Annotated in this window: 21 protein-coding genes; 14 read left to right on the top strand and 7 right to left on the bottom strand. The window is 52.1% G+C overall.

Annotated features, from left to right (window positions below):
• Nucleotides 1–36: 36 nt before the first annotated feature.
• The gene (locus DRI82_RS18600; RefSeq protein ID WP_114195405.1) at nt 37–993 is read right to left on the bottom strand and encodes an agmatinase; all 957 of its coding nucleotides are present in this window, start codon (nt 991–993) and stop codon (nt 37–39) included.
• Nucleotides 994–1,194: 201 nt separating this feature from the next.
• Between DRI82_RS18600 and DRI82_RS18595 the strand changes: the two genes are divergently transcribed.
• Complete coding sequence (locus DRI82_RS18595) at nt 1,195–2,217, top strand: LysR family transcriptional regulator (RefSeq protein ID WP_170138734.1); 1,023 nt, start codon at nt 1,195–1,197, stop codon at nt 2,215–2,217.
• A gap of 124 nt (nt 2,218–2,341) precedes the next feature.
• On the opposite strand, the gene ddlA is transcribed toward DRI82_RS18595, so the two are convergent.
• Together ddlA and DRI82_RS24570 are read right to left on the bottom strand one after the other, a co-directional pair.
• Nucleotides 2,342–3,439, bottom strand: coding sequence for a D-alanine--D-alanine ligase (gene ddlA / locus DRI82_RS18590; RefSeq protein WP_114195403.1), 1,098 nt, complete (start codon nt 3,437–3,439; stop codon nt 2,342–2,344).
• Nucleotides 3,440–3,636: 197 nt separating this feature from the next.
• Nucleotides 3,637–3,762 (bottom strand): hypothetical protein, encoded by a 126-nt coding sequence (locus DRI82_RS24570; protein ID WP_281269790.1) that lies wholly within the window; start codon nt 3,760–3,762, stop codon nt 3,637–3,639.
• Between the two features lie 2 nt (nt 3,763–3,764).
• On the opposite strand from DRI82_RS24570, the gene DRI82_RS18585 reads away from it, so the two are divergent.
• From DRI82_RS18585 to DRI82_RS18575, 3 genes are all read left to right on the top strand, one after another.
• Nucleotides 3,765–5,141 carry an NAD-dependent succinate-semialdehyde dehydrogenase gene (locus DRI82_RS18585; RefSeq protein ID WP_114195402.1) on the top strand — a complete coding sequence of 459 codons (1,377 nt, stop codon included), beginning with the start codon at nt 3,765–3,767 and terminating at the stop codon, nt 5,139–5,141.
• A gap of 263 nt (nt 5,142–5,404) precedes the next feature.
• The gene (locus tag DRI82_RS18580; protein WP_114195401.1) at nt 5,405–5,611 is read left to right on the top strand and encodes a hypothetical protein; all 207 of its coding nucleotides are present in this window, start codon (nt 5,405–5,407) and stop codon (nt 5,609–5,611) included.
• A gap of 231 nt (nt 5,612–5,842) precedes the next feature.
• Nucleotides 5,843–6,229, top strand: coding sequence for a helix-turn-helix domain-containing protein (locus DRI82_RS18575; RefSeq protein ID WP_114195400.1), 387 nt, complete (start codon nt 5,843–5,845; stop codon nt 6,227–6,229).
• 103 nt (nt 6,230–6,332) lie between these two features.
• On the opposite strand, the gene ompC is transcribed toward DRI82_RS18575, so the two are convergent.
• On the bottom strand, nt 6,333–7,451 hold the full coding sequence (gene ompC, locus DRI82_RS18570; RefSeq protein WP_114195399.1) for a porin OmpC: 1,119 nt from the start codon (nt 7,449–7,451) through the stop codon (nt 6,333–6,335).
• Between the two features lie 859 nt (nt 7,452–8,310).
• Between ompC and DRI82_RS18565 the strand changes: the two genes are divergently transcribed.
• The 9 genes from DRI82_RS18565 to DRI82_RS18520 all read left to right on the top strand — a co-directional run bounded on the left by DRI82_RS18565 (nt 8,311) and on the right by DRI82_RS18520 (nt 17,531).
• Entirely contained in the window at nt 8,311–10,290 is a 1,980-nt protein-coding gene (locus DRI82_RS18565) for a DUF4034 domain-containing protein (RefSeq protein ID WP_114195398.1), read from the top strand.
• Nucleotides 10,291–10,776: 486 nt separating this feature from the next.
• The gene (agaR, locus tag DRI82_RS18555; protein WP_114195396.1) at nt 10,777–11,550 is read left to right on the top strand and encodes a transcriptional repressor AgaR; all 774 of its coding nucleotides are present in this window, start codon (nt 10,777–10,779) and stop codon (nt 11,548–11,550) included.
• Nucleotides 11,551–11,584: 34 nt separating this feature from the next.
• The gene (locus DRI82_RS18550; RefSeq protein WP_114195395.1) at nt 11,585–12,880 is read left to right on the top strand and encodes a D-tagatose-bisphosphate aldolase, class II, non-catalytic subunit; all 1,296 of its coding nucleotides are present in this window, start codon (nt 11,585–11,587) and stop codon (nt 12,878–12,880) included.
• Nucleotides 12,877–14,049 (top strand): SIS domain-containing protein, encoded by a 1,173-nt coding sequence (locus DRI82_RS18545; protein ID WP_114195394.1) that lies wholly within the window; start codon nt 12,877–12,879, stop codon nt 14,047–14,049. The genes DRI82_RS18550 and DRI82_RS18545 overlap by 4 nt, the downstream gene beginning before the upstream one ends.
• A 12-nt stretch (nt 14,050–14,061) precedes the next feature.
• Nucleotides 14,062–14,544 carry a PTS N-acetylgalactosamine transporter subunit IIB gene (agaV, locus tag DRI82_RS18540; RefSeq protein ID WP_114195393.1) on the top strand — a complete coding sequence of 161 codons (483 nt, stop codon included), beginning with the start codon at nt 14,062–14,064 and terminating at the stop codon, nt 14,542–14,544.
• A gap of 11 nt (nt 14,545–14,555) precedes the next feature.
• The gene (gene agaW, locus DRI82_RS18535) at nt 14,556–15,341 is read left to right on the top strand and encodes a PTS N-acetylgalactosamine transporter subunit IIC (RefSeq protein ID WP_114195392.1); all 786 of its coding nucleotides are present in this window, start codon (nt 14,556–14,558) and stop codon (nt 15,339–15,341) included.
• The gene (locus DRI82_RS18530; RefSeq protein WP_114195391.1) at nt 15,331–16,224 is read left to right on the top strand and encodes a PTS system mannose/fructose/sorbose family transporter subunit IID; all 894 of its coding nucleotides are present in this window, start codon (nt 15,331–15,333) and stop codon (nt 16,222–16,224) included. Before agaW ends, DRI82_RS18530 begins: the two co-directional genes overlap by 11 nt.
• Nucleotides 16,225–16,232: 8 nt before the next feature.
• On the top strand, nt 16,233–16,667 hold the full coding sequence (agaF, locus tag DRI82_RS18525) for a PTS galactosamine/N-acetylgalactosamine transporter subunit IIA (protein WP_114195390.1): 435 nt from the start codon (nt 16,233–16,235) through the stop codon (nt 16,665–16,667).
• 9 nt (nt 16,668–16,676) lie between these two features.
• Nucleotides 16,677–17,531 (top strand): tagatose bisphosphate family class II aldolase, encoded by an 855-nt coding sequence (locus DRI82_RS18520; protein ID WP_114195389.1) that lies wholly within the window; start codon nt 16,677–16,679, stop codon nt 17,529–17,531.
• 288 nt (nt 17,532–17,819) lie between these two features.
• Here the strand turns inward: DRI82_RS18520 and DRI82_RS18510 are convergent, their stop codons facing one another.
• Both DRI82_RS18510 and DRI82_RS18505 read right to left on the bottom strand, forming a co-directional pair.
• Nucleotides 17,820–18,512, bottom strand: a complete 693-nt coding sequence (locus tag DRI82_RS18510; protein ID WP_114195387.1) for a hypothetical protein — start codon at nt 18,510–18,512, stop codon at nt 17,820–17,822.
• A gap of 149 nt (nt 18,513–18,661) precedes the next feature.
• On the bottom strand, nt 18,662–19,063 hold the full coding sequence (locus tag DRI82_RS18505; protein ID WP_114195386.1) for a DUF2541 family protein: 402 nt from the start codon (nt 19,061–19,063) through the stop codon (nt 18,662–18,664).
• Between the two features lie 408 nt (nt 19,064–19,471).
• Here DRI82_RS18505 and DRI82_RS18500 point away from each other — a divergent pair, with 408 nt between their 5' ends.
• Complete coding sequence (locus tag DRI82_RS18500; protein WP_114195385.1) at nt 19,472–20,317, top strand: DMT family transporter; 846 nt, start codon at nt 19,472–19,474, stop codon at nt 20,315–20,317.
• A 112-nt stretch (nt 20,318–20,429) separates the two neighbouring features.
• Here DRI82_RS18500 and DRI82_RS18495 read toward each other — a convergent pair whose 3' ends face one another.
• A complete protein-coding gene (locus DRI82_RS18495) occupies nt 20,430–21,599 on the bottom strand; it encodes a beta-barrel domain-containing protein (protein ID WP_114195384.1) in 1,170 nt (389 codons plus the stop codon).
• Between the last annotated feature and the right edge of the window lie 6 nt (nt 21,600–21,605).

The following is a 21,605-nucleotide window of genomic DNA, read 5'->3' as shown; positions in this document are numbered from 1 at the left end:
ATTTTTTGGAATGATTTTATTTTTACCGCTTAATGGCTACTTTTTAAAATAGCCCGCCCTTACTGCCATCCCAATTAAATTGCAGATAATACGTCCGGCAGTAATTGAGCTGATATTGTTCAGATCTTTTGCTGGCGTAATCTCCACAATATCCATACCGACTACCCGACCTTTTTTTACCAACCCTTGTATCAGGGTACGTATTTGTGGGTAAGTAACACCACCCGGCGCAGGGCCATTAACTGCAGGCATAATAGTCGGATCCATACCATCAGCATCAATGGTGATATAATAATTACCGCCGGCAGGGATCATTTCCAGCACCGCATCCATGCCGATACGTTGTAATTCGATATCGGGAATAAGATGAGCACCATAGGCAATGGCATCTTCCACCTCTTGCGGACGGGCACTGCCCGCAGAGCGTAGACCTATCTGGTAAATCTGATCAATATGATCCATTTCAGCGGCACGACGAATAGGGCTGGAATACCCTTCCTGTACTCCATTTACTTCATCCCGCCAGTCAAGATGCGAGTCAATATGGATCAGGGTAATTGGGCCTTTGTCTTTCAGGGCGCGAAAAACCGGAATGGGGATACCATGATCGCCACCAAGAATAATCGGTAATATATTGGCATCCAGTAATTTTTTTACCGCCTGTTCGGCTAATTGATAATGCGCCAACATATTTCGTGGATTACCGGGAATATCGCCGCAATCGATTATTTTAATCGGTTGGTTATCCAGCAAAGGGCCACCCAATTCAAAATCATAACGCTCCAGTCCACGCAGTGCGCGCTGCCATGCTCGGCGAATGGCTGTCGGGGCATTCGTCTGATCATTAATAGTTTCCTCCATGGAATAAGGATCGCCAAAAGGAAGCCCTAGAATGGCAATATCCGCATCCAGGTTATCAAAATCAGTGACAACGGGGGCATCGAAAAAGCTGTAAAACTCTTTTCTTGGGGGAATGGTTAATGGATTCGACATGAGAATAACTCCGGTTGTGAATGTACCACTACCCTATCAATCCTAGGGAGAGAGTCATGCGAATTAAGTTTTTCTAAATTGGCGCTGCGATTATTTTCAACTTGTAAATTTGTGATAGCCCGCTCCTATCAAGCGCGTCATCTTCCATGTTATAGTTTTTGTTAATCAGGTGAATGCCTGAGGGTCACGGCCTGGATGCTCATGATTATTCCGCCAGATGTTAGGGAGGGTATGGTTGTTCAGTTGTTGGGGGCGAAAATGACAGCAGATAAAAACTTCATCTTTGTGAAATATATTAATATTTTTATTGCTGCGGCTGATGCCAGAAGTATGAAGGTTGCAGCGACTCAAATGGGTGTCACCCCGTCGGCGATTACGCAAAGTATTCGTCAGCTTGAGAAGCTTATCGACTGTATTTTGTTTGATCGACAAGAGCGTCCGTTAACCCTGACGCGTAAAGGCCGTTCTTTCTATCAGCATGCCGTGGAATTCAAAAAGAATATCAACATCAGCATGGACGGGATGATCCGTGCGATCAAGCAGGATAATGGATGCATCAAACTGCGGTTGCTTGACAGCTTAACTCCGATTATTTTCCCCATTAGCGAAAAGCTGATGAATGGATTCGATAATATTTCCTTCAGTACCGGTTTGTCATTGCACGGGGCTATTGCCTTACGTAATTATGATATTGATGTTGATATTAATATCGATGAGCATTACGCAAATGATGATATGGTTTTTTCTCTGCCGTTGATGAAAGAATATTTCATGCTGGTTGTACCGAAAGATTATCCGGGTAAAAATAAAACTCTGGGTGAGATTGCCAGTGAGCTGACATTTGTTGGTTACAGCGACAATACGCATATGAAATTACAGGTCAATAAATACCTCAAGCATAATAATATCAGCACGAACTCACACTGTAATTACGATACAAATGGCCTGCTATTTAAATATATGGCCAGAGGAAATTGCTGGTGTATTACTGCACCACTATGTCTGTATGAACACCATGAGCTTTCCCGCCATTTCTCATTTTACCCTCTCAAGCACTGGCCACCCTCACGGACTATTGGCGTTCATGTCCGAAAACAAGAGTCACATCATATCGCTCATATAATCAAAAAAATCGTGACCGATGAATTGAAACAGCGGGTCTATCCAGTATTGCAGGAAAATATCCCCTGGCTTAATGAGCAATATTTTCTGATAGTCGACTGAGATTGTTGCGCAAATTTCACTATCACATCTGATGGCTTATCCTTATATTTTTTAGCGTTAATGGCTCCTGGCGTCATATAGGAGCCATCGTTCATCGGGTATAACACCTCTCAGCCAGACTGAATCAGCGCACCGAGCTTTGCAATCCGCTATCTTGCTGATGACGTTCCAGCGCCAGTTCAATCAACGTAGTGATCAATTGCGGATAGCCCAGGCCGCTGGCCGCCCACAGTTTAGGGTACATACTGATGTTGGTGAAACCGGGTAGCGTATTGATTTCATTGATAACGACATCACCCTGTCTGGTCAGGAAAACATCAACACGCGCCATACCGGCGCACTCCAGTACCTGGAAGGCGCGGATCGCCACCTCACGGATACGATCGTTCAGTTCTGGCGATAAGTCTGCCGGAACCGCCACCGCTGCCCCCTGCTCATTAATGTATTTGGTATCGTAAGAGTAAAACTCATCGCTGAGAACGATTTCACCACACACGCTGGCCTGTGGCCGATCGTTGCCCAATACCGCGCATTCGATTTCACGCCCGACAATCGCGGATTCCACCAGCACCTTGTGATCGAAACTGAAAGCCAGGTCTACCGCGCGCAAATAGTCGGCCTCGTCATGCACCTTGCTCACGCCGACGGAAGAACCCTGATTGGCCGGTTTGATAAACAGCGGCAAACCCAGTTCGCCACTGACGCTGGCAAAAGTGTGGCGATGGCGATTGGATCGCGTCAGGGTAACAAAGGGAGCGACCAGCAATCCGGCATCGCGCAGCAAGCGTTTGGTGACGTCCTTGTCCATGCTGACGGCTGAACCCAAAACGCCTGCGCCCACAAAGGCCATATTCGCCATGCGCAACAGCCCCTGCAATGAGCCATCTTCACCCAATGTGCCGTGAACGATAGGGAAAATCACGTCCAGTTGCGTCAGCGCACTGGCGCTATGGCTTTCGATCAGTTGATGCTGCGTCTGCCCTGGGATCAGCGCGACATTTTGATTGGAGCGGTTAAGCGCAATCAGCGTGGGATCTTCTGCGTTCAGCAGATAATTGGAGGCATCATTGATATGCCATTGCCCCTGTTTGTCGATCCCCAGCAGCGTCACGTCGAACTTCTCTTTATCAATGGCATCCACAATGTTCTTTGCCGACTGCAAAGAGACTTCATGTTCTGCCGATTTACCGCCGAAAATGACCCCTACCCGAATTTTTGTCACGCGCTGTTCCTATCTGTTTCATTTAAGCCCGCGAAATAATGGATCCCGTGGGGCCCGCTGTAAAGAATGTTCTTAGAATAATTCACATTCAGAGGATCCCCGCACAGCAGACAGTTAATGCTCTTCACCGAGATCGCTGTTATGCGAGTGTTAGTGAACGTTTCCACGGCGCAAAAGTGCCTTTTTATCATCTATGCTTATTGTCTGGCCGCTGCTGCAAGCAGTAAGTCGTTGAAAATAACGCAGCGGGATACCGGCGTTTGGCCGATGTCAGCAATGAGAGACACGCCATCCGTCAACGTGAATCCGAACCAAGGAGCCATTCATGCCTTACCAGACCGTCAATCCGTTCAACAATAAGCTCATCAAAGAGTACCAGACTCATAATGACCAGCAGGTGGAGCAGGCACTGACAACGGCTCATGAGTTATACAAATCCGACTGGGCACAGGGTGATATCAAACCGCGTTTGCAGGTGCTGCGTAAGCTGTCTGAAATCATCTCCTCCCGCGTTGAGGAATTGGCAAAAATCGCCAGTGAAGAGATGGGCAAACTGATCCAGCAGAGCCGTGGCGAAGTGAAACTCTGCGCGGAAATCGCCAGATATTACGCTGACAATGCTGAGGAATTTCTGAAACCGGTGAAATATCCGTCGGATCTCGGTGAAGCCTGGGTCGAGAACAGCCCGGTGGGCGTTCTGGTTGCTGTCGAGCCGTGGAACTTCCCGTATTACCAACTGATGCGCGTACTGGCACCGAATCTGGCTGCGGGTAACTCAATTCTGGTGAAGCACGCCGGGATCGTGCCTCATTGTGCTGAAACCTTTGAAAAACTGGTGACCGAAGCCGGTGCGCCAAAAGGTGCCTACACCAACCTGTTTATCTCGCAGGATCAGGTGGCTGCATTGATTGACGACGACCGCGTGCAGGGCGTCGCGCTGACCGGCTCCGAAAAAGCCGGGAGTATTGTCGCTGCCCGCGCGGCTAGCAAGTTGAAGAAGTCCACGCTGGAACTTGGTGGCAACGATATTTTTGCCGTTCTCGAGGACAGCGATCTGGATAAAGCCGCCAAAATCGGGGCGCAGGCCCGACTCAATAATGCGGGTCAGGTATGTACTGCGGCCAAGCGTTTTATTGTGCATGAAAAAGTCGCCGACAAATTCCTGGAGAAATTTACTGCGCAGTTCAAAGCGGTGAAGATTGGCGACCCTATGGATGAGAGCACCACGCTCGGCCCACTCTCATCAGCCGACGCGCTGAAAGGTCTGGTCAAGCAAGTGGATGACGCGGTGAAACATGGCGCGAAAATCCATTATGGCGGCAAAGCCGTGGCCAATAATCCGGGCAACTTCTTTGAACCGACCATCCTGACGCATATTGAACGCAAAAATCCGGCCTATTTCGACGAGTTTTTCGGCCCCGTTGCCCAGGTCTATGTCGTCAAGAATGATGATGAACTGGTCAAGCTGGCCAATGATTCACACTATGGGCTGGGTGGCGCAATCTTTACGCCTGACATTGATCGGGCGAAGAAACTGGCGTCACGCATCGACACCGGTATGGTGTATATCAATTCACTGACGGACACGGCGCCAGAGCTGCCGTTTGGTGGGGTGAAACGCTCCGGCTATGGTCGCGAGTTGTCCGATCTGGGGATCAAGGAGTTTGTGAACCAGAAGCTGGTCGTTATCGCCAAAAGTTAACGGGGTATCACCACAGATCAACGGAGTATCGCGCCCGTCTGGCTTCTGCCAGCGGGCGCATTTCATTTTCTCTTTTGCGTTTCTCATTCACTTCATCTGAGATTTTCGCCCCAACCTGTTTAATCTCGCAGAACCGTCATTAAGCTCTTTCACACCGAAGAGAGCTGATTAATACTGTCAGCCGCGTTCAGCACGCCTCTTTGACTTGCCAGGAATATGGCTGGCAATAACACATTTACGTGGTTGATTTTTAAGGATAACAGATGATTACGCGCCTTTATAAAGACAAGAAAGTCTATCAGGCTGAAGCAGACGATAACCTGACTGAATGCGAACCAGGTTCTTATGCCATGTTTGCTGAGGAAGAAGGCTGGTGGGCCGTATTGATTGATGACGAAGGTGGCGTAGCACTGCATACCGATCCGCTGGAAAGTGCCCAAGACGCTCTCGATACTATTCTTGGTGCGTAAAGAATTCTTGGTGCTTAAAGGATTCCTGGTGCTTAAGGGATTCCCGGTGCTTGAGGGATTCCCGGTGCTTGAGGGATTCCTGGTACCTGAGAGATTCTTTGCGCCTGGGGCATAAACTCCGTATGAATCTGGCGTAATAGCCTAACCGGCTGGGGTTCCGGCTCCACGCCACTCCGCTATTCGTCAGATTTTGTGTATACTGGCCGGTACCTAAATCAAAACAGATTGCCTATGCCACAAGAAATTCATCTGACCATCGTCTGCGCCCTGAGCAAGTGGATCGAGAACCATCTTGGCCGCGTGATTCACCTTGAAGAATTGGCGAATTACTCCGGTTACTCTCTCTGGCACATGCAGAAACTGTTCAAAGAATCGACAGGCATTTCGCTTGGAAAATACATCAGGGAACGCCGTCTGGCGGGCGCTGTGTATCAACTGAGCGCCAGCGATACCTCGATTTTCGATATCGCTATGGATTTTGGTTTTGGCTCGCAGTCACATTTTACCTATATGTTCAGGAAGCGTTTCGACATCACGCCGCACGAGTTCCGGCAGAACCCCGGCATCGAATTGCACATATCGCCCCCGCTGCACCTGATCCATCAAAAACAGGCGTAAGCGTTCGCCCTGCCCCCTCCCTTTGCTAAAAAATTCCGTAAAAAAACGCGGCTGGGAAGAGCCGCGTTTTGGTACTGCCTGTTGTAAATACCGGACTGCGTGATTAGAACTGGTAAACTAGACCTAAAGCCACGATGTCATCAGTATTGATGCCGGTATTACGGGTAAAGTTGCTGTCATCCATCAGGTTGATTTTGTAATCAACATAGGTAGACATGTTTTTGTTGAAGTAGTAAGTCGCACCAACATCAACGTATTTCATCAGATCCTGATCGCCATAGCCTTCGATGTCTTTACCGCGTGATTGCAGGTAAGCCACGGACGGACGCAGGCCGAAATCGAACTGGTACTGTGCCACCAATTCAACGTTCTGTGCCTGGTTGGCAAATCCAGCCTGTTTTGAGCTGTCGCCGAAATCACCGAAACGGGTCATGTTGTAAGTCTGGGTATACATAGCCGCGATGTAAACGTTGTTGGCGTCATATTTCAGGCCACCGGTATACGCTTCTGCTTTATCCCCATGACCAAAATAGGCACCGCTGTTTTGATCGTTGGTACGATCAGAACTGCTCATGGCTGCCGCAGCACTTACGCCCCAGCCCAGATCGTAGGAGAGGGACAAACCATAACCGTCGCCATTCTGACCGTTGACACCACGACCACCACCGATTGCGCTTTCAGCCGCAGTATCATCGTTTTTGCCTTGATACTGGATAGCAAAGTTCAGGCCATCGACCAGGCCAAAGAAGTTGCTGTTACGATAGGTTGCAACGCCATTTGCACGCTGTGACAGGAAGTTGTCAGCGCCATAGGTGTCACCACCAAACTCAGGCAGAACGTCGGTCCATGCTGCCACGTCGTACAGCACGCCGTAGTTACGACCATAATCAAGGGAACCGTAGTCACCGAATTTCAAACCAGCGAAACCAACACGGGTAAAGGTATCAGCAGACCCTTCAGATTCAGCGTTGTTCAGTCCAACCTGGTATTCCCACTCACCGTAGCCGGTCAGTTGGTCAGCAATTTGGGTTTCGCCACGCAGGCCAAAACGCATGTATGACTGGTCGCCATCGGAACCTTTGTCATCGGAGAAGTAGTGCAGGCCGTCAATCTTGCCGAACAAATCCAATTTGTTGCCGTCTTTGTTATAAATTTCTGCTGCGCCTGCTGTTCCTGCGACTAATAAGGCTGGGATCATCAGAGAAAGTACGCGGAGTTTCATTTTTTGTATCCTCGAACGTTATGTCGGGCTCTGGCCACTGTAACAAAAAAATAACGAACCCGACAGGGCACAGCCATTCTCATTATAAGTTCAATTTTAATCCACAAGGAAAGTGATACTAAATAGCAGATAGTGTTTCATTCATATAATAAAGGATTTCATAATGTAAAAAATGGGAACTTTTCGCGCAAAAAAGAAATGAATAAATAGCATCATTTACCAATGCAAATATAAAAATCATTTAAAAACATCAAGTTAATTAAAATTAATTTTTTAGCACATAATGATAATTTGCACGCTAACGATGTAGTATAATAACCCCGCAATCATCATTATTTTCTGTATTAATTACCCCCATTCTCATTCATATTTTATTTGAATGACACCGGCCTTATGGCCGGTTTTTTATTGGCATTTTGTGCGATGGTACATGCGCGTTACTTTATATATAGTAAACTACTTATTTAGTTAATCAATAACAATCCCCCTCCCGACATAAAAAAATGCGCACCAAAAAGCGCACAAATAATCAAAAACCTGCCCACAAATTCTTCATCGTGTTTAAAAAAACGCTGTTTCGAATAAAAAATCCACCTTATTTGCGCTGTACGTGCCCAGACCACCCGCTCACACGCTTACGCCCGGGAAGACAATCAGAACAATCCTGCTGTCTTCGCGCACCGTAAAACGTAGAGTCGCTTCCTTATACGATTTGTGATTGCCCTTTAGACTTACGACAAGAAACTTCGCATAATCTCCCTTAAGCAACCCATTCAGGTTACAGTTCGATTTGGGTAAAGTTATAATGGACACACCATGCCATTTCGCGGCTTTCCGCTATTTGCATTAAAGGACTCGCATGCCACAAGCAGATCACCAGTACGATGACCTCGCCAAAGCCAGAACGTTGCTCGCAACCCGCCGTTTCATCAAGCTTGATGAATGGCTGATGCTCCAAATGCGCGGCTGGCAGTACCAAACAGATGCCAACAGTCAGTATGGCTATGTCATGAACGTGAGCAGCCTGTTTGGCGGGGTTGAGCTTTCTCAGATCAAGAGACTGGAGATCCTCAACGACTGGGCCCAGCAGTGCCCGGAAAGCTATCACGCCCAGGTGCTGCTGGGCATGTTCTGGCATGAGCAGGCATGGTACATCCGCAGTGCACCTGCGGGTCAGGAGGTGGAGGATCATCAGTGGCTGGGCGCGCAATTATGCTGCGACTACGCGGTACTGGCATTCTTGCAGGCGATCGCGCTGCATCCGCGTCCGACCCACGCTTACCGCCACATGATGAATCTCAGCGGCGGTTTCGGTGAACCTTACTGGCTGCGTGCGCTGTTTGCCGGTGAAATACCCAAACCCCTCAGTGAACAATTTGATATTCAGAACAGTGAAGTCTGGCATCAGGGCGTAGCGCATTTGCAGGCGCTGGGCGCTGAAGCCGCACTCTATTGGCCGCAGCAACTTCCCAAGGTATTGATCAACAGCCGTCGCGATGGCGAAGAGGCATTGGATTACTGGTTGCGCATGGCGATGTCGGTTCGCCACAGTGATGTTGGCACGCTTGAATCCTATCTGGTGTTTCATTCACCACAATGGGGCGGCAGTCACGCACAGGTCGAACAGATTATTGAAAGCGCCTTGTGCAGCGAGTTCGATGAACGCGACCGCAATCAGTTTCGCGCCAATGCCCTGCTTGATGCGCTGGCAGGGGACGTCGCCGAGCGCGACACCCCACGCGCAACCGCCTTGCAGCAACGGCTGGCGGCGTTGCTTTCACAGCCGCTGCCATGGGAAACACGCATCGCGCTGCTGGATGCGGCTGGAACCTGCGTTGCCTACTGGCATGACGACGACGACGCGGGTCTGGCGGTCTATGACGATTTGCTGAACGTTTCGCCGCAGGCGCTGCCCGGTCGCTACGCCACGCTGTTTATCTCCCGGGTGATATTGGCCAATGGGCACGATGATCAACGCAATGTGCTGGGGCGAATGCTTGCCCGCGCGGCGTCAACTACCCAGAGCGCCTTGCAGGCCGCGCTGGCGGCCTGTGCCTGCCAGTTCGGGTTGTATGGCCTGCCGCAGAATGAAGAGTTGGCACACACGCTGATGGATCACGCCTGGGTTCTGACCATAAACGGTGCCGATCCCGCTGAAACAGAAAAAGATCTGGTGACCATCGCGCACGATATGGCGATCCATGAAGACATCGAGGCCGCCCATTTTATGCTGCTGCAAATGGCGCATCGTGGCAGCGCCTGGCACAGTTACGAACTGTTCTTTTTTCATCGCGATGCCTGGCACGAAGATGTACCGCAAGCATTGCAAGATCCGCAGGCTGCGTTGCAGTGGGTCGGCCATGCGGCGAATTCGGGCCATGTCCCGGCGATGTTTGCGTATGCCAATGCGTTGCGCGAAGGAGTTAGCGCGCCAGCAGATTATCCGCTGGCAATGGAATGGTATCGCCGGGCCATTGATAACGGCTATTTGACCGCGCGTTATTGGCGGGCAACCTGCGCCCTGGAAGAGGGGCCGGAGGAAGAAAAACGCCTCGCCGTCGCCGAGTGGTTACCTGAAATATTGCAGGACAGCGCAAGTGATACCCGTGCCGAAGCCGCCTATTCACTGGGTATGGCCTGGCTGATGGGATTGGGTACCGAAAAGAATCGCTATCACGCCCATCAGTTATTCAGCTTTGCCCTGGAGATGAATCCGCAGTTTGACGCCGCGCAGCGTGCCGTAAGTGAATTGACCGGTTCGCTACGCAGTCGCATGGCATTGTGGCAGGACAAACGTAAAGTCAACGGTGAAGATCTGCTGGCCGCCTATCGCGTTTAGTTGGTTCTCGCGCGCATAATCAGTTTTATCGCGCGAATAGCTATTTGCACTCTCTTTCAGCCATCCACACCGCTGTGGATGGCTGAAAAAAAATCCCTGATGGTTCCTGTTTTTCCCATTCCTTTCCCTTTATCCATTTCTACAGAATGTCTAATTTGTGACTTTGATCACTGAGATAACTAAAACGCCCATGCAACAAGACGAAAGGTGATGCTTTCGGTTTTCTGCTGCCCAATCGGCTGTCAGGAGAGCAATCACCTGCCCTGATCCAAATTTGTGACCTTTTGCATGATGCTTCTTTACCTTTCGCTTTATCTTAAAACGAAAGGTTTTTTGTCCCTTTTTGGCCAAAAAATGGCCTGTAAGCGCGATCACAATTTCACTCCCTAACCTTTGCTGTAATTAAGTCGAAAGAGAGCGAAAGCCATCATTCACTTTTGGCGTCGGGCATCATCCCCCGATTCCGCCACCTGGAGCATAACGACGATGACCATGGATACCGTAAAACGCCGCGAGCAGATCATCGATTTGCTGTGTCACGAAGGCAGCGTGCGTGTTGAACACCTCAGCACGCTGTTTGCCGTATCCGCCGTCACCATTCGTAATGATCTGCGTTATCTGGAACAGAAAGGCTGCGCGCTGCGCTCTTACGGCGGTGCGATGCTCAATCAGCAGTTTGCCTTTGACCGTCCGCTGCGTGACAAGGGCCGCATGAACCGCGATGTGAAATCGCGCATTGCTGCCGTTGCCGCCAGTTTTGTCAAAGACGGCAATGCGCTGATTCTGGATTCCGGATCTACCACCACCCAAATTGTGCCGCACCTGCAAGGGAAGCGCGATCTGGTGGTGATGACCAATGCGTTGAATATCGCCTATGAACTGGCGGGATTTGATCAGGTTGAGGTGATGGTGCTTGGCGGGAGTGTGCGTCAGAACTCCTATTCGCTCTACGGTCCGGCAGCAGAACAGCAATTGCGGCAATTTCGTTTCGATACCCTCTTCCTTGGCGTGGACGGTTTCGATCTGACGGCGGGCATCACCACGCCACATCCCGGTGAAGCCCACCTCAACCGGGTGATGTGCGAGGTGTCGCGCGAGATTATCGCCGTCGCCGATGCCAGTAAATTCGGCCGCAAGAGCTTCTGCATGATCCGTGAGGCAGGACAGATTGATCGCCTGATCACGGACAGTCGGATCCCCGACAACTATCAGCGGGCATTAACCGAACTCGGCGTTGAGGTCATCATCGCCGACGACTGACCTTTCAGGTCAATCTGCCCGCATGGGAGACACCATGCAGTCTTTACAACACCTCATCCGACGCCACAAGGCAGGCGACGCGGCAGGGATCTATTCGGTCTGTTCCGCCCATCCCTGGGTACTGGAAAGTGCCCTGCGCGTGGCGCTGGAAACCGACAGCGCCGTCCTGATTGAAGCCACCTCCAATCAGGTCAATCAGTTCGGCGGCTACACCGGGATGCAACCGGCGCAATTCCGTGATGCCGTGTGGGCGCAGGCTGATACCCTTGGCCTGCCAAGGGACAGAGTCTGGCTGGGCGGCGATCATTTGGGTCCCAATGCGTGGCAGGATCGCCCGGCGCAAGAGGCCATGCAACTGGCCGAAACCCTGATTGATGATTACGTCGCCGCCGGTTTTCGCAAAATTCACCTCGACTGTTCGATGTCCTGTCAGGGCGATCCGATCCCGCTGGGTGATGATGACGTCGCAGCACGCGCCGCCAGACTGTGCCAGATCGCCGAGCGCAGTTGGCAGCGTACCGGGGGCGAACCGCCGGTCTATGTGATTGGCACCGAAGTGCCGGTTCCAGGTGGGGCGCAGGAAACGCTGGATGACGTTCAGGTCACACACCCCGACGCGGCGGCGCGAACGTTGCAGGTTCACCATGCCGCGTGGCAGCAGGCCGGTCTTGAGCACGTCTGGCCGCGGGTCATTGCGCTGGTGGTCCAGCCCGGCGTTGAATTCGATCACCACCGCGTGGTGCATTATCAGCCTGAGAAAGCGGCCGCACTCAGCCGGTTTATCACCTCACAGCCACACATGGTGTATGAGGCACATTCCACCGATTACCAGACGCCACTCGCTTACCGCCAACTGGTACGCGACCACTTTGCCATTCTCAAGGTCGGCCCGGCGTTGACCTTCGCGCTGCGTGAAGCGTTGTTTGCCCTCGATCATATCGATCGCCAATGGAATGGCGAACTGAAGGCGGCACATCTGTGCGACACGCTGGAACAGGTGATGCATGAGCAACCGGAACAGTGGCGTCGTTACTACCACGGTACACCCCACCAGCAATTTATCGATCGGCAATACAGCCTCAGCGACCGGGTGCGTTACTACTGGCCGCAGCCGCAGGTACAGCAGGCCGTCGACACCATGGTGAGCAATCTGCGTCAACGGCCCGTACCGCTGGCGCTGCTCAGTCAGTATCTGCCCGAACAGGCGCGGGCAGTCAGTGCGGGACGGCTGAACCACGATCCACATGACTGGGTGCTGGACAAGATCCGCGGCGTCCTCCTGACCTACGCCCACGCCTGTCAGCCTCAACCCCAAGGAGCATTAGCATGAGTGAACTGTTTTCTTATCGCGACGCTGAGTTGCATGAACGTCAGGCGCAGCACACGGCACGAGAAATCTGGCAGCAACCGCGGCTGTGGCGACAGCTTCACCGTGAGCTGACCGACAGCGCCGCGCAGTGGCAGCCTTTTTTGGCTCCGCTGCTGGCGAACCCCGATGTGCAGATTGTGCTGTGCGGCGCCGGTTCCTCGGCATTCGCCGGGCGCGCCATCGCGCCATGGCTGCGTGAAGAGTGCGGGCTGGACGTCGCGGCGTATGGCACGACCGACATTGTCGCTTCCCCGTTGCAATATCTCGACCCGTCGCGCCCCACGCTGCTCGTCTCCTATGGCCGTTCTGGCAACAGCCCGGAGAGCGTGGCGGCAGTCGAGCTGGCCGATCAGTTGCTGCCCCGGTGCAGCCATTTGATGCTGACCTGTAACCCGGACGGCGCGCTGGCCCGCTATGCCGCAGGCCGCGCTCATGTCTGCTCGCTGGTCATGCCGCAGGGCTCGCACGATCAGAGTTTTGCCATGACCTCCAGTTTCAGTTGCATGACGCTGGCGACGGCTCTGCTGCTGGGGCCGCTGGCGCTGAACGACAGTCTGCGCCCTCTGGAACAGATGGCGGAACTCTGCGAGCAGGCGCGCATAGCCTGGCAGCCGCAGGTGAAGTCGCTGGCGAACAGCGGTTTTAAACGGATGATGTGTCTCGGCGGCAGCTGTTTTACCGGCGTCGCAGAAGAAGGCGCGCTGAAGATGCTGGAACTGACGGCCGGGCGCATTGCCACCCGTTTCGACTCCTCGCTCGGCCTGCGCCACGGCCCCAAATTCATGATCGACCAGCACACGCTGGTGGTAATGATGCTTTCCGCCGAACCCTATGGCCGTCGTTACGATCTGGATCTGTGGCGCGAGTTGCGCCATGACGGGCGGGCGCAGGAGATCGTTGCGCTGAGCGGTCTGCCCGGTGAGGGATTCACCGACCTTGGCAGCGAACTGGATGACATCTGGTTGCTGTTCCCCTACCTGATGTTCTTGCAAATGCTGGCTTTCGAAACATCGCTGGCGCTGGGAATGACGCCCGACAATCCATGCCCTACCGGGGAAGTCAACAGAGTGGTGAAAGGGGTCGACATCTACCCGTTTTCTGCGCCGCTCGCCTCTCATAAAAACAGATAACAGGAGTGAAGCATGTCGACACCCAATATTTTAATGACCCGGATTGATAACCGGTTGGTCCACGGCCAGGTTGGCGTGACCTGGACCAACACGCTCGGCGCCAATCTGGTGCTGGTCGCCAATGACGAGGCCGCCAGCGACCCCGTGCAGCAGAACCTGATGGATATGGTCGTCGCTGACGGCGTCCAGACCCGCTATTTCACCTTGCAGAAAACCATTGATGTCATTCATAAGGCCGCCGACAGACAGAAGATCTTTATCGTCTGCAAGACGCCGCAGGACGTACTGACGCTGATAAAAGGTGGAGTCCCAATCAACTTCATCAATGTCGGAAACATGCATTTCAGCGAGGGCAAACGTCAGATCCATAAAACGGTGTCGGTGGACGAGCAGGACGAAAGTACATTCCGCGAGCTGATTCAGCTCGGCATCCCCTGCGAAGTCCGCCGGGTACCCGATGAATCCGCTGAATCCATCAGCCGGTTGCTGGCATAACGGAGGTCATCATGTTTACAGACGCATTGCTGATTGGTCTGCTGGCAGGCATTGCCGGTGTTGACCTGTTCAATGGGCTGACGCACATCCACCGGCCTATCGTGATTGGCCCCCTGGTAGGGCTGATTCTCGGCGATCTCCAGACCGGTTTACTGGTCGGCGGCACGCTGGAACTGGTCTGGATGGGCATGGTACCGCTCGCAGGCGCACAGCCGCCCAACGTGGTTATCGGCGGCGTGATTGGTACCGCTTTTGCCATCCTGACCCATGCCGATCCCAAGGTGGCCATTGGCGTGGCCGTGCCCTTTTCGATTGCCGTACAGGGTTGTATCACGCTGCTGTTTACCGCCTTTTCACCGATGATGCACCGCTGCGATCGGATGGTGCAAGAGCTGAACTGGCGCGGTATTGAGCGGGTGAATTATCTCGGCATCACTATTCTATTCTGCTTCTACTTTATCGTGGCTTTCCTGCCGGTCTATTTCGGTGCCGACGCAGCCAGCGCCATGGTGCAAAAAGCGCCGCAGTGGCTGTTGGACGGGCTGGCCGTTGCGGGCGGCATGATGCCGGCCATTGGCTTCTCGCTGCTGATGAAAATCATGATGAAAAAAACCTATGTGGCCTATTTCATCCTCGGTTTTATTTCCGTCACGTTTCTCAATATGCCGATCATTGCCGTCGCACTCGGTGCGTTTGCTATCGCGTTGATCGACTTTTTCAACCGTTCCCGCACCGAACAGGACAGCGTTCGCCCCGCACCGGCCAGCAAGGCCCAGGAGATGGAAGATGGCATTTAACGATACCCAGGACGTGATGTCCGCAAAAGCCGAAGCGCGTATGGCGCAGGCGCTGGCAACCAGTCAGGTTGAGCAGGATGACTATCAGGATGCGGCACCCGGCGCAGAGCTGACCCGGGGTGACATCAACCGCATGGCGTGGCGCTCGCTGCTGTTGCAGGCGTCATTCAACTATGAGCGTATGCAGGCAGGCGGCTGGTTGTACACGCTGATCCCCGGCTTGCGCAAGATCCACAAGAATCCGCAGGACTTGTCGAACTCCATGAAAATGCATATGGAATTCATCAACGTCCATCCGTTTGATGTCACCTTCCTTTCCGGGCTGGTGCTGGCGATGGAGCGCAGCAAAGAGAAGATCTCCACCATCCGCGCCATCAAAGTCGCCCTGATGGGGCCGTTGGGTGGGATTGGTGACGCCATGTTCTGGCTGACCTTACTGCCGATCTGCGCCGGGATCGGCGCGTCGCTCGCCCTGCAAGGCAGTCTGTTCGGGCCGATCGTGTTTCTGCTGCTGTTTAACGTCGTGCACTTTGGCCTGCGTTTCGGGCTGGCGCATTACGGCTACCGGGCGGGCACCAGCGCCATGGCGCTATTGAAGACCCACACGCGGAACATTTCCCATGCGGCGTCGATAGTCGGGATGACGGTCATTGGTGCGCTGGTCGCATCCTATGTTCACTTCTCAACGCCGCTGGTGATGCACGCCGGTAAAGCCACCATCGCCCTGCAAAAAGACGTGCTCGATAAGCTGATGCCCAATCTGCTGCCGCTGTGCTTCACGCTGCTGGTGTTCTACCTGATGAAACGCGGCTTCTCGCCGGTCAAGCTGATCGGTCTGACGGTGGTGATCGGTATTGTCGGTAAATTCACCGGAGCGCTCTAGGAGGCGGCATGTTAGGCATTGTAATCACCGGGCATGGCCGCTTCGCCAGCGGATTGCTTGAGGCTATCGAACAGGTTGTCGGCCAGCAAACGCAGTGCTGCGCCGTGGATTTTCCCGAGGGGATGACTACTGAAACGCTGTTCACCCGGTTGCAGCACGCCTGCACCACCTGCGACAGCGGTGAAGGCGTGGTGGTACTCAGCGATCTGCTGGGCGGTTCCCCTTTCCGGCAGTCGGCATTGCTGGCGCAGCACGAGCCGGATTATGAGGTGATCACCGGCACCAATTTGCAGTTGGCCGCAGAAATGATGCTGGAAAGGGATGGCATGACCGTGGTTGATTTTCGCGATATGGCGCTGGAATGTGGACGCCGTGGGCTGACCAGCCTGTGGCATGAACAGCAGAAACAACGTGCCGGGCACGTCCATCTGGATGGCATTTAAGGGGTTATTATGTATTTGATTTCAAACCGGGAAATGCTGAAGAAAGCCCAGCGCGAAGGGTACGCGGTTCCGGCATTCAACGTTCACAATCTCGAAACCGTGCAGGTGGTGGTGGAAACGGCGGCAGCGCTGGCTTCGCCGGTAATTCTGGCGGGTACGCCCGGCACGTTCAGTTATGCCGGAACCGACTATCTGGTCTCCATCTGCCAGGAGGCCGCGCACCGGCATAATCTGCCGCTGGCGCTGCATCTGGATCATCATGAAGAGCTCGAGGATATCCGCGCAAAAGTCGTGGCTGGCGTGCGTTCGGTGATGATTGACGGTTCGCACCTGCCTTTCGAAGAGAATATTAGGAAAGTCGCCGCCGTCGTGCGTCTGTGTCATCGCTACGATGTCAGCGTTGAGGCAGAATTGGGTCGCCTTGGTGGACAAGAAGACGATCTGAGCGTGGCGGCTGGAGACAGCTTCTTTACCGATCCCGCCGCCGCCCGCGAGTTTGTGGTTCGCACGGGTATCGATTCGCTGGCGGTGGCGATTGGTTCGGCGCATGGGCTTTATCAGGGCGAACCGCATCTGGATTTCCAGCGGCTGGCGCAGATCCGCGCCCAGGTTGATATCCCGCTGGTGCTGCACGGCGCCTCGGGAATTCCTGAACAGATGGTGCATCAGGCGATTGAACTGGGGGTGTGTAAGGTCAACGTCGCCACCGATTTGAAAATTGCCTTTGCCGATGCGGTGAAACGCTATTTTATCGAGCACCCGGATGCCAACGATCCGCGTAAATATATCGTACCCGGCAAAGAGGCAATGAGAGAGGTGGTGGAAGAAAAGATCAGGATCTGCGGCAGCGCCGGACGCCTGTGATTTTTTAAGTACCCTCCCCCCTTCCCAACAAATCTGAGGAGGCCCTTGCCTCCTCTTTTGATTCTGACAATAGATATAACCTGTCATTGTCAGAAGTTCACCATTTCACGTAGCGACCAAAAATAACCAGCATGAATACGAGGAATATGGGTACAGGCCATATAGGGCCATCAGGGAAAAAATGCACCAAGACGACTGCGAACAAGAGTGTTAGTAATGCGGGGCCGTACATCGAAAATAATGACTTGAACAATCTCTTAAAAAATCTTCTGATAAAATTCATCATGGTTATCGAATCATCCTGGTGATAATTTCAGCAATATCACTATGCGATGCCCACTGTGCTTTCAGCGCACCAGCCCGCTCAAATAATGGTTCTATCAGGAAATACATCATTTCTAATTTTTGTGCGTATAACGCGGCGTAATAAACCGGATAGGTAAAATGAAGTCGATGGGCGCTATCTGCTGCCTTCTGAACAACACCATATAGGCCAGCTACCGTTAACGTAATGCCAGCCGTATTTCCTGCTAAGACACTCAGATCAAGTTTAAGATTCATGCCAACAGCGACGGATGTAGCGGTAGCTAAAACGAATCCTGCTTTGGTTAGATAGCTGGCGGCGATGTGGATATTTACCGCCATGAGAATTTTTTTTATGTGATCTATTTGATCGGATGTTTTGTATTTAAATATTTCTTCGAAATAGATTTTAAGCATGTCATAGACGAAGTTGCCATGTTTAAGAAGGTGGATAACGCCATTTTTGAATCGAATATCTTCGATCTTTTGTTGCTGACAGACGTCCTGATATTCATCAGTAAAGCAGGATGTGTAAAACAACGCGCGTTTTGCGCCTGCTCCTATTGTGTCAATCTGATTGGATACCGCTTTTCCGACGCCCGTTAATGCGTGGTCGAGCTTCAGTGCGAGGATTTTATTAGACTGCAAATAACGTATGACTTCATTGCTGTAGTACATAACTGCTCCATGCTAATAGCGTGTCTCCATGACGAACCGCTGGTCTTACGTACAGATAGCCGAACGTCAAAATTATACGTCACGGAAATTTCGGCGTTTCCGGCGTGGAACCCCATATTAATGGGCTCTCACGCCATCAAACCTCAATATCAGTCATCGCCCCAAATCTTCACGCTGGCCATATCCGAAGAATTGACCGTATGTCCGGAGAACGTAATTTTACTGACGCAGCGACGATTATCGTTATCACTATTGATATCGATCCAATCGGTGGTGGAACCTTCTTTTATATCTGCCGGGACACTCAGATTCTGGCTGGTGCCGCCTCCCACTTTGAAATAGGCCGTTGCGCCATCGATATGCACATCGCCGTGCCCGACTTCAAGCTGGATGCGCTTCACCACCCGGCACACCGGCAGTTTGAGCGTTAAGTCGTTGGTATCGTTGCGCGGAAAGGCGATCACTCCCAGCGCCTTGTGGTCGTTGGCATATGCCGAGGAGATCATTGCCAGCCCGGCCAACACGCATAAAGCCCCACGATAATATTTCATCAAAAATACCCTCAGAATGTTAGAAAACGCTATGGCGAAGAGAGTCGCTAAAAGAAACGACCAATAAAACATTAAAATTTCCGCCTGCCATTTAATTATTACACTCTGAATAAGCTCATGACCAGAATATTATTCATGCCATATAAATAATGAATTATTTAATAATATTTATTTGGTGAATAATTCTATTGCCAATAGCGTTAAACGCCAGACATGACTTTTGCTGCCTGCCTTGTTCGCTCAAGACCTGCATAGTACCCCGGCCTCACTCGTGGCGTACCATCGGTTACTCAAGGATCAGATAAAACTTTAGCATGTTGTGATTGTCATCAAATTTAAATAGTATTGTCATCCGTACTTAATTATCTGAGCCAATACGGAAAACTGGCTTCAGTACAGGGAGAGCACATGGACTCGATGGTATTTTTCGCCGTTTTGGGTGCAGCAATACTTCACGCCAGTTGGAATGCATTGGTGAAGATTGGCGGCGATCGTTTTATTGCGCTCTCAGTTATCGTTATTTTTTCTGGGGTTATTTCGCTGGCGGGTATATTTTTTGTCGATTTGCCTTCCATTAACGCACTTCCGTGGTTGTTATTATCCGTTGGCTTCCATACCGGTTATTGTCTGTTCTTAAGCAAGGCTTATGAACTAGCTGATTTCAGCCAAATTTATCCTATTTCCCGCGGCGTGGCGCCTCTGCTGAGTGCGCTGCTTTCGTGGCTGATTCTGGCGGAAATTCCGCAGCCGGTGGCCTTGCTGGGGGCGATAATTTTGATTGGCGGCGTGCTCATGATGGCCTTTGACGGACGCAGAAGCAGCAATAAAATGCCCGGCAAAGCCATAGTCTGCGCGTTGATCACGGCCACTTTCACCGCCTGCTACACGCTCTCTGACGGTGCCGGAGGCCGCGCCACGACCGATCCCATCAGTTATATTCTTTGGCTGTTCATGCTCAATGGCCTGATGATGTTCATTCTGCTGTGGCTGCGTCACCGGCGGATTATTTTCCGTGAAATCCGTAAGAGTTGGCGGCCAGGTATTATGGGCGGAGCAATGCAACTTTTGGCCTATGGCGTAGTGATTTGGGCCATGAAAACGACACCCATCGCCCTCGTCGCCGCACTACGCGAAACCAGCGTACTTTTTGCCATGGTGATATCCGTGTGGATGTTAAAAGAGAGACCCAGCCGACTGCGCATTGCCGCCAGCGCCGTTATTATGACCGGCGTTTTAGTGACCAAATCTGGCTAATATATTCTGCTGCATTAATTTTACTTAATGCAGCAGAATATAAAACATCCGACAAAAATATTATTCGAAAATAGGCGTTAACTTAAAACTATTTTAAAAGGATTTAACTTCTTTACCTTTCGCGTAAAGACTCTTTGACCTTATTCAACGGCTTAATCATATAATCCAATACGCTTTTCTGACCGGTCTTGATCTCCACGCTCGCCACCATGCCCGGCACAATCGGGAATTCACGGCCACTTTTATTGGTCAGCGTCGCACGGTCGGTGCGGACATAGACGCGGTAGTAAAATTGATCGCGCTTTACCTCGTCCTGCAAGGTATCCGGGGAAACGGTCTCCACTTTACCGTTGAGATTGCCATAAATCGATGAGTCGTAGGCGCTGATCTTAACCGTGGCCGCCAAACCGGGGCGAATATAAGCGATATCGCGTGGATTAATGCGCGTTTCAATTAACAGTTGATCTTCGATGGGAACAATTTCCATCAGTTTGCCACCGGGCTGCAAGACGCCGCCCACCGTAGTCACCTGAATATCTTTTACGATGCCGTGAACCGGTGAAAACAGCTCAGAGCGGGTCACTTGATCCTCTTTACCGGCCATCACCTGCATTTCAGCATCCAGATCGCCATTATTCTTGACCTGCTCTTCACGCGCCCGCACCGCATACTGGTTTTTGGCCTCATCAATTTTGCCGCGAATATCACTGGCCTGACGACGCAGGCGAATCACCTCGACCTGCCCCGCCGCGCCTTTTGCCACCAACGGTTCAGTCATGGAGAGCTCCTGATTCACCAGTTTCAGCGATTGTTGCAAATTGCTTACCGTTTCATCCCGATTCTGCCGCCGCGACTGATAAAGCTGGCGTTCGCGCGCCACGACGTCAGGCGCTTTCATGACATCTGCGCTGAATTGCAAATCGGCTCCCGTCAGCTCCGCGCGCAGGCGTTCCGATGACGCCTTCAGCGTCAGCACGCGCGACGCCGCTTCTCCGTAATTAGACTGGAAGCGGGTGGGATCCAGACGCGCCAGAATTTGCCCTTTGTCGACGATCGAACCTTCCTGGACCAGTAACTCTTTAATCACCCCGCCGTCGAAAGTCTCGATCTGCTGGGCACGACTGGATGGCGTCACTTTGCCCGTGCCCACCGTCACTTCATCAAGAATGGCAAAATAGGCCCAGATGAAAAAAACGATCAGTCCAACCAGAGACAACCAAATGATGCCGGAAACGCGCCGATGCTGGCGGTCAAAGTCATCCTGCAAAAGTGAATTGGACATGCCGCT

Source organism: Edaphovirga cremea (genome assembly GCF_003332275.1).
GTDB lineage: Bacteria > Pseudomonadota > Gammaproteobacteria > Enterobacterales > Enterobacteriaceae > Edaphovirga > Edaphovirga cremea.
Note: the sequence above shows the minus strand (reverse complement) of the source record. Positions and strands in the feature narration are given on the sequence as shown.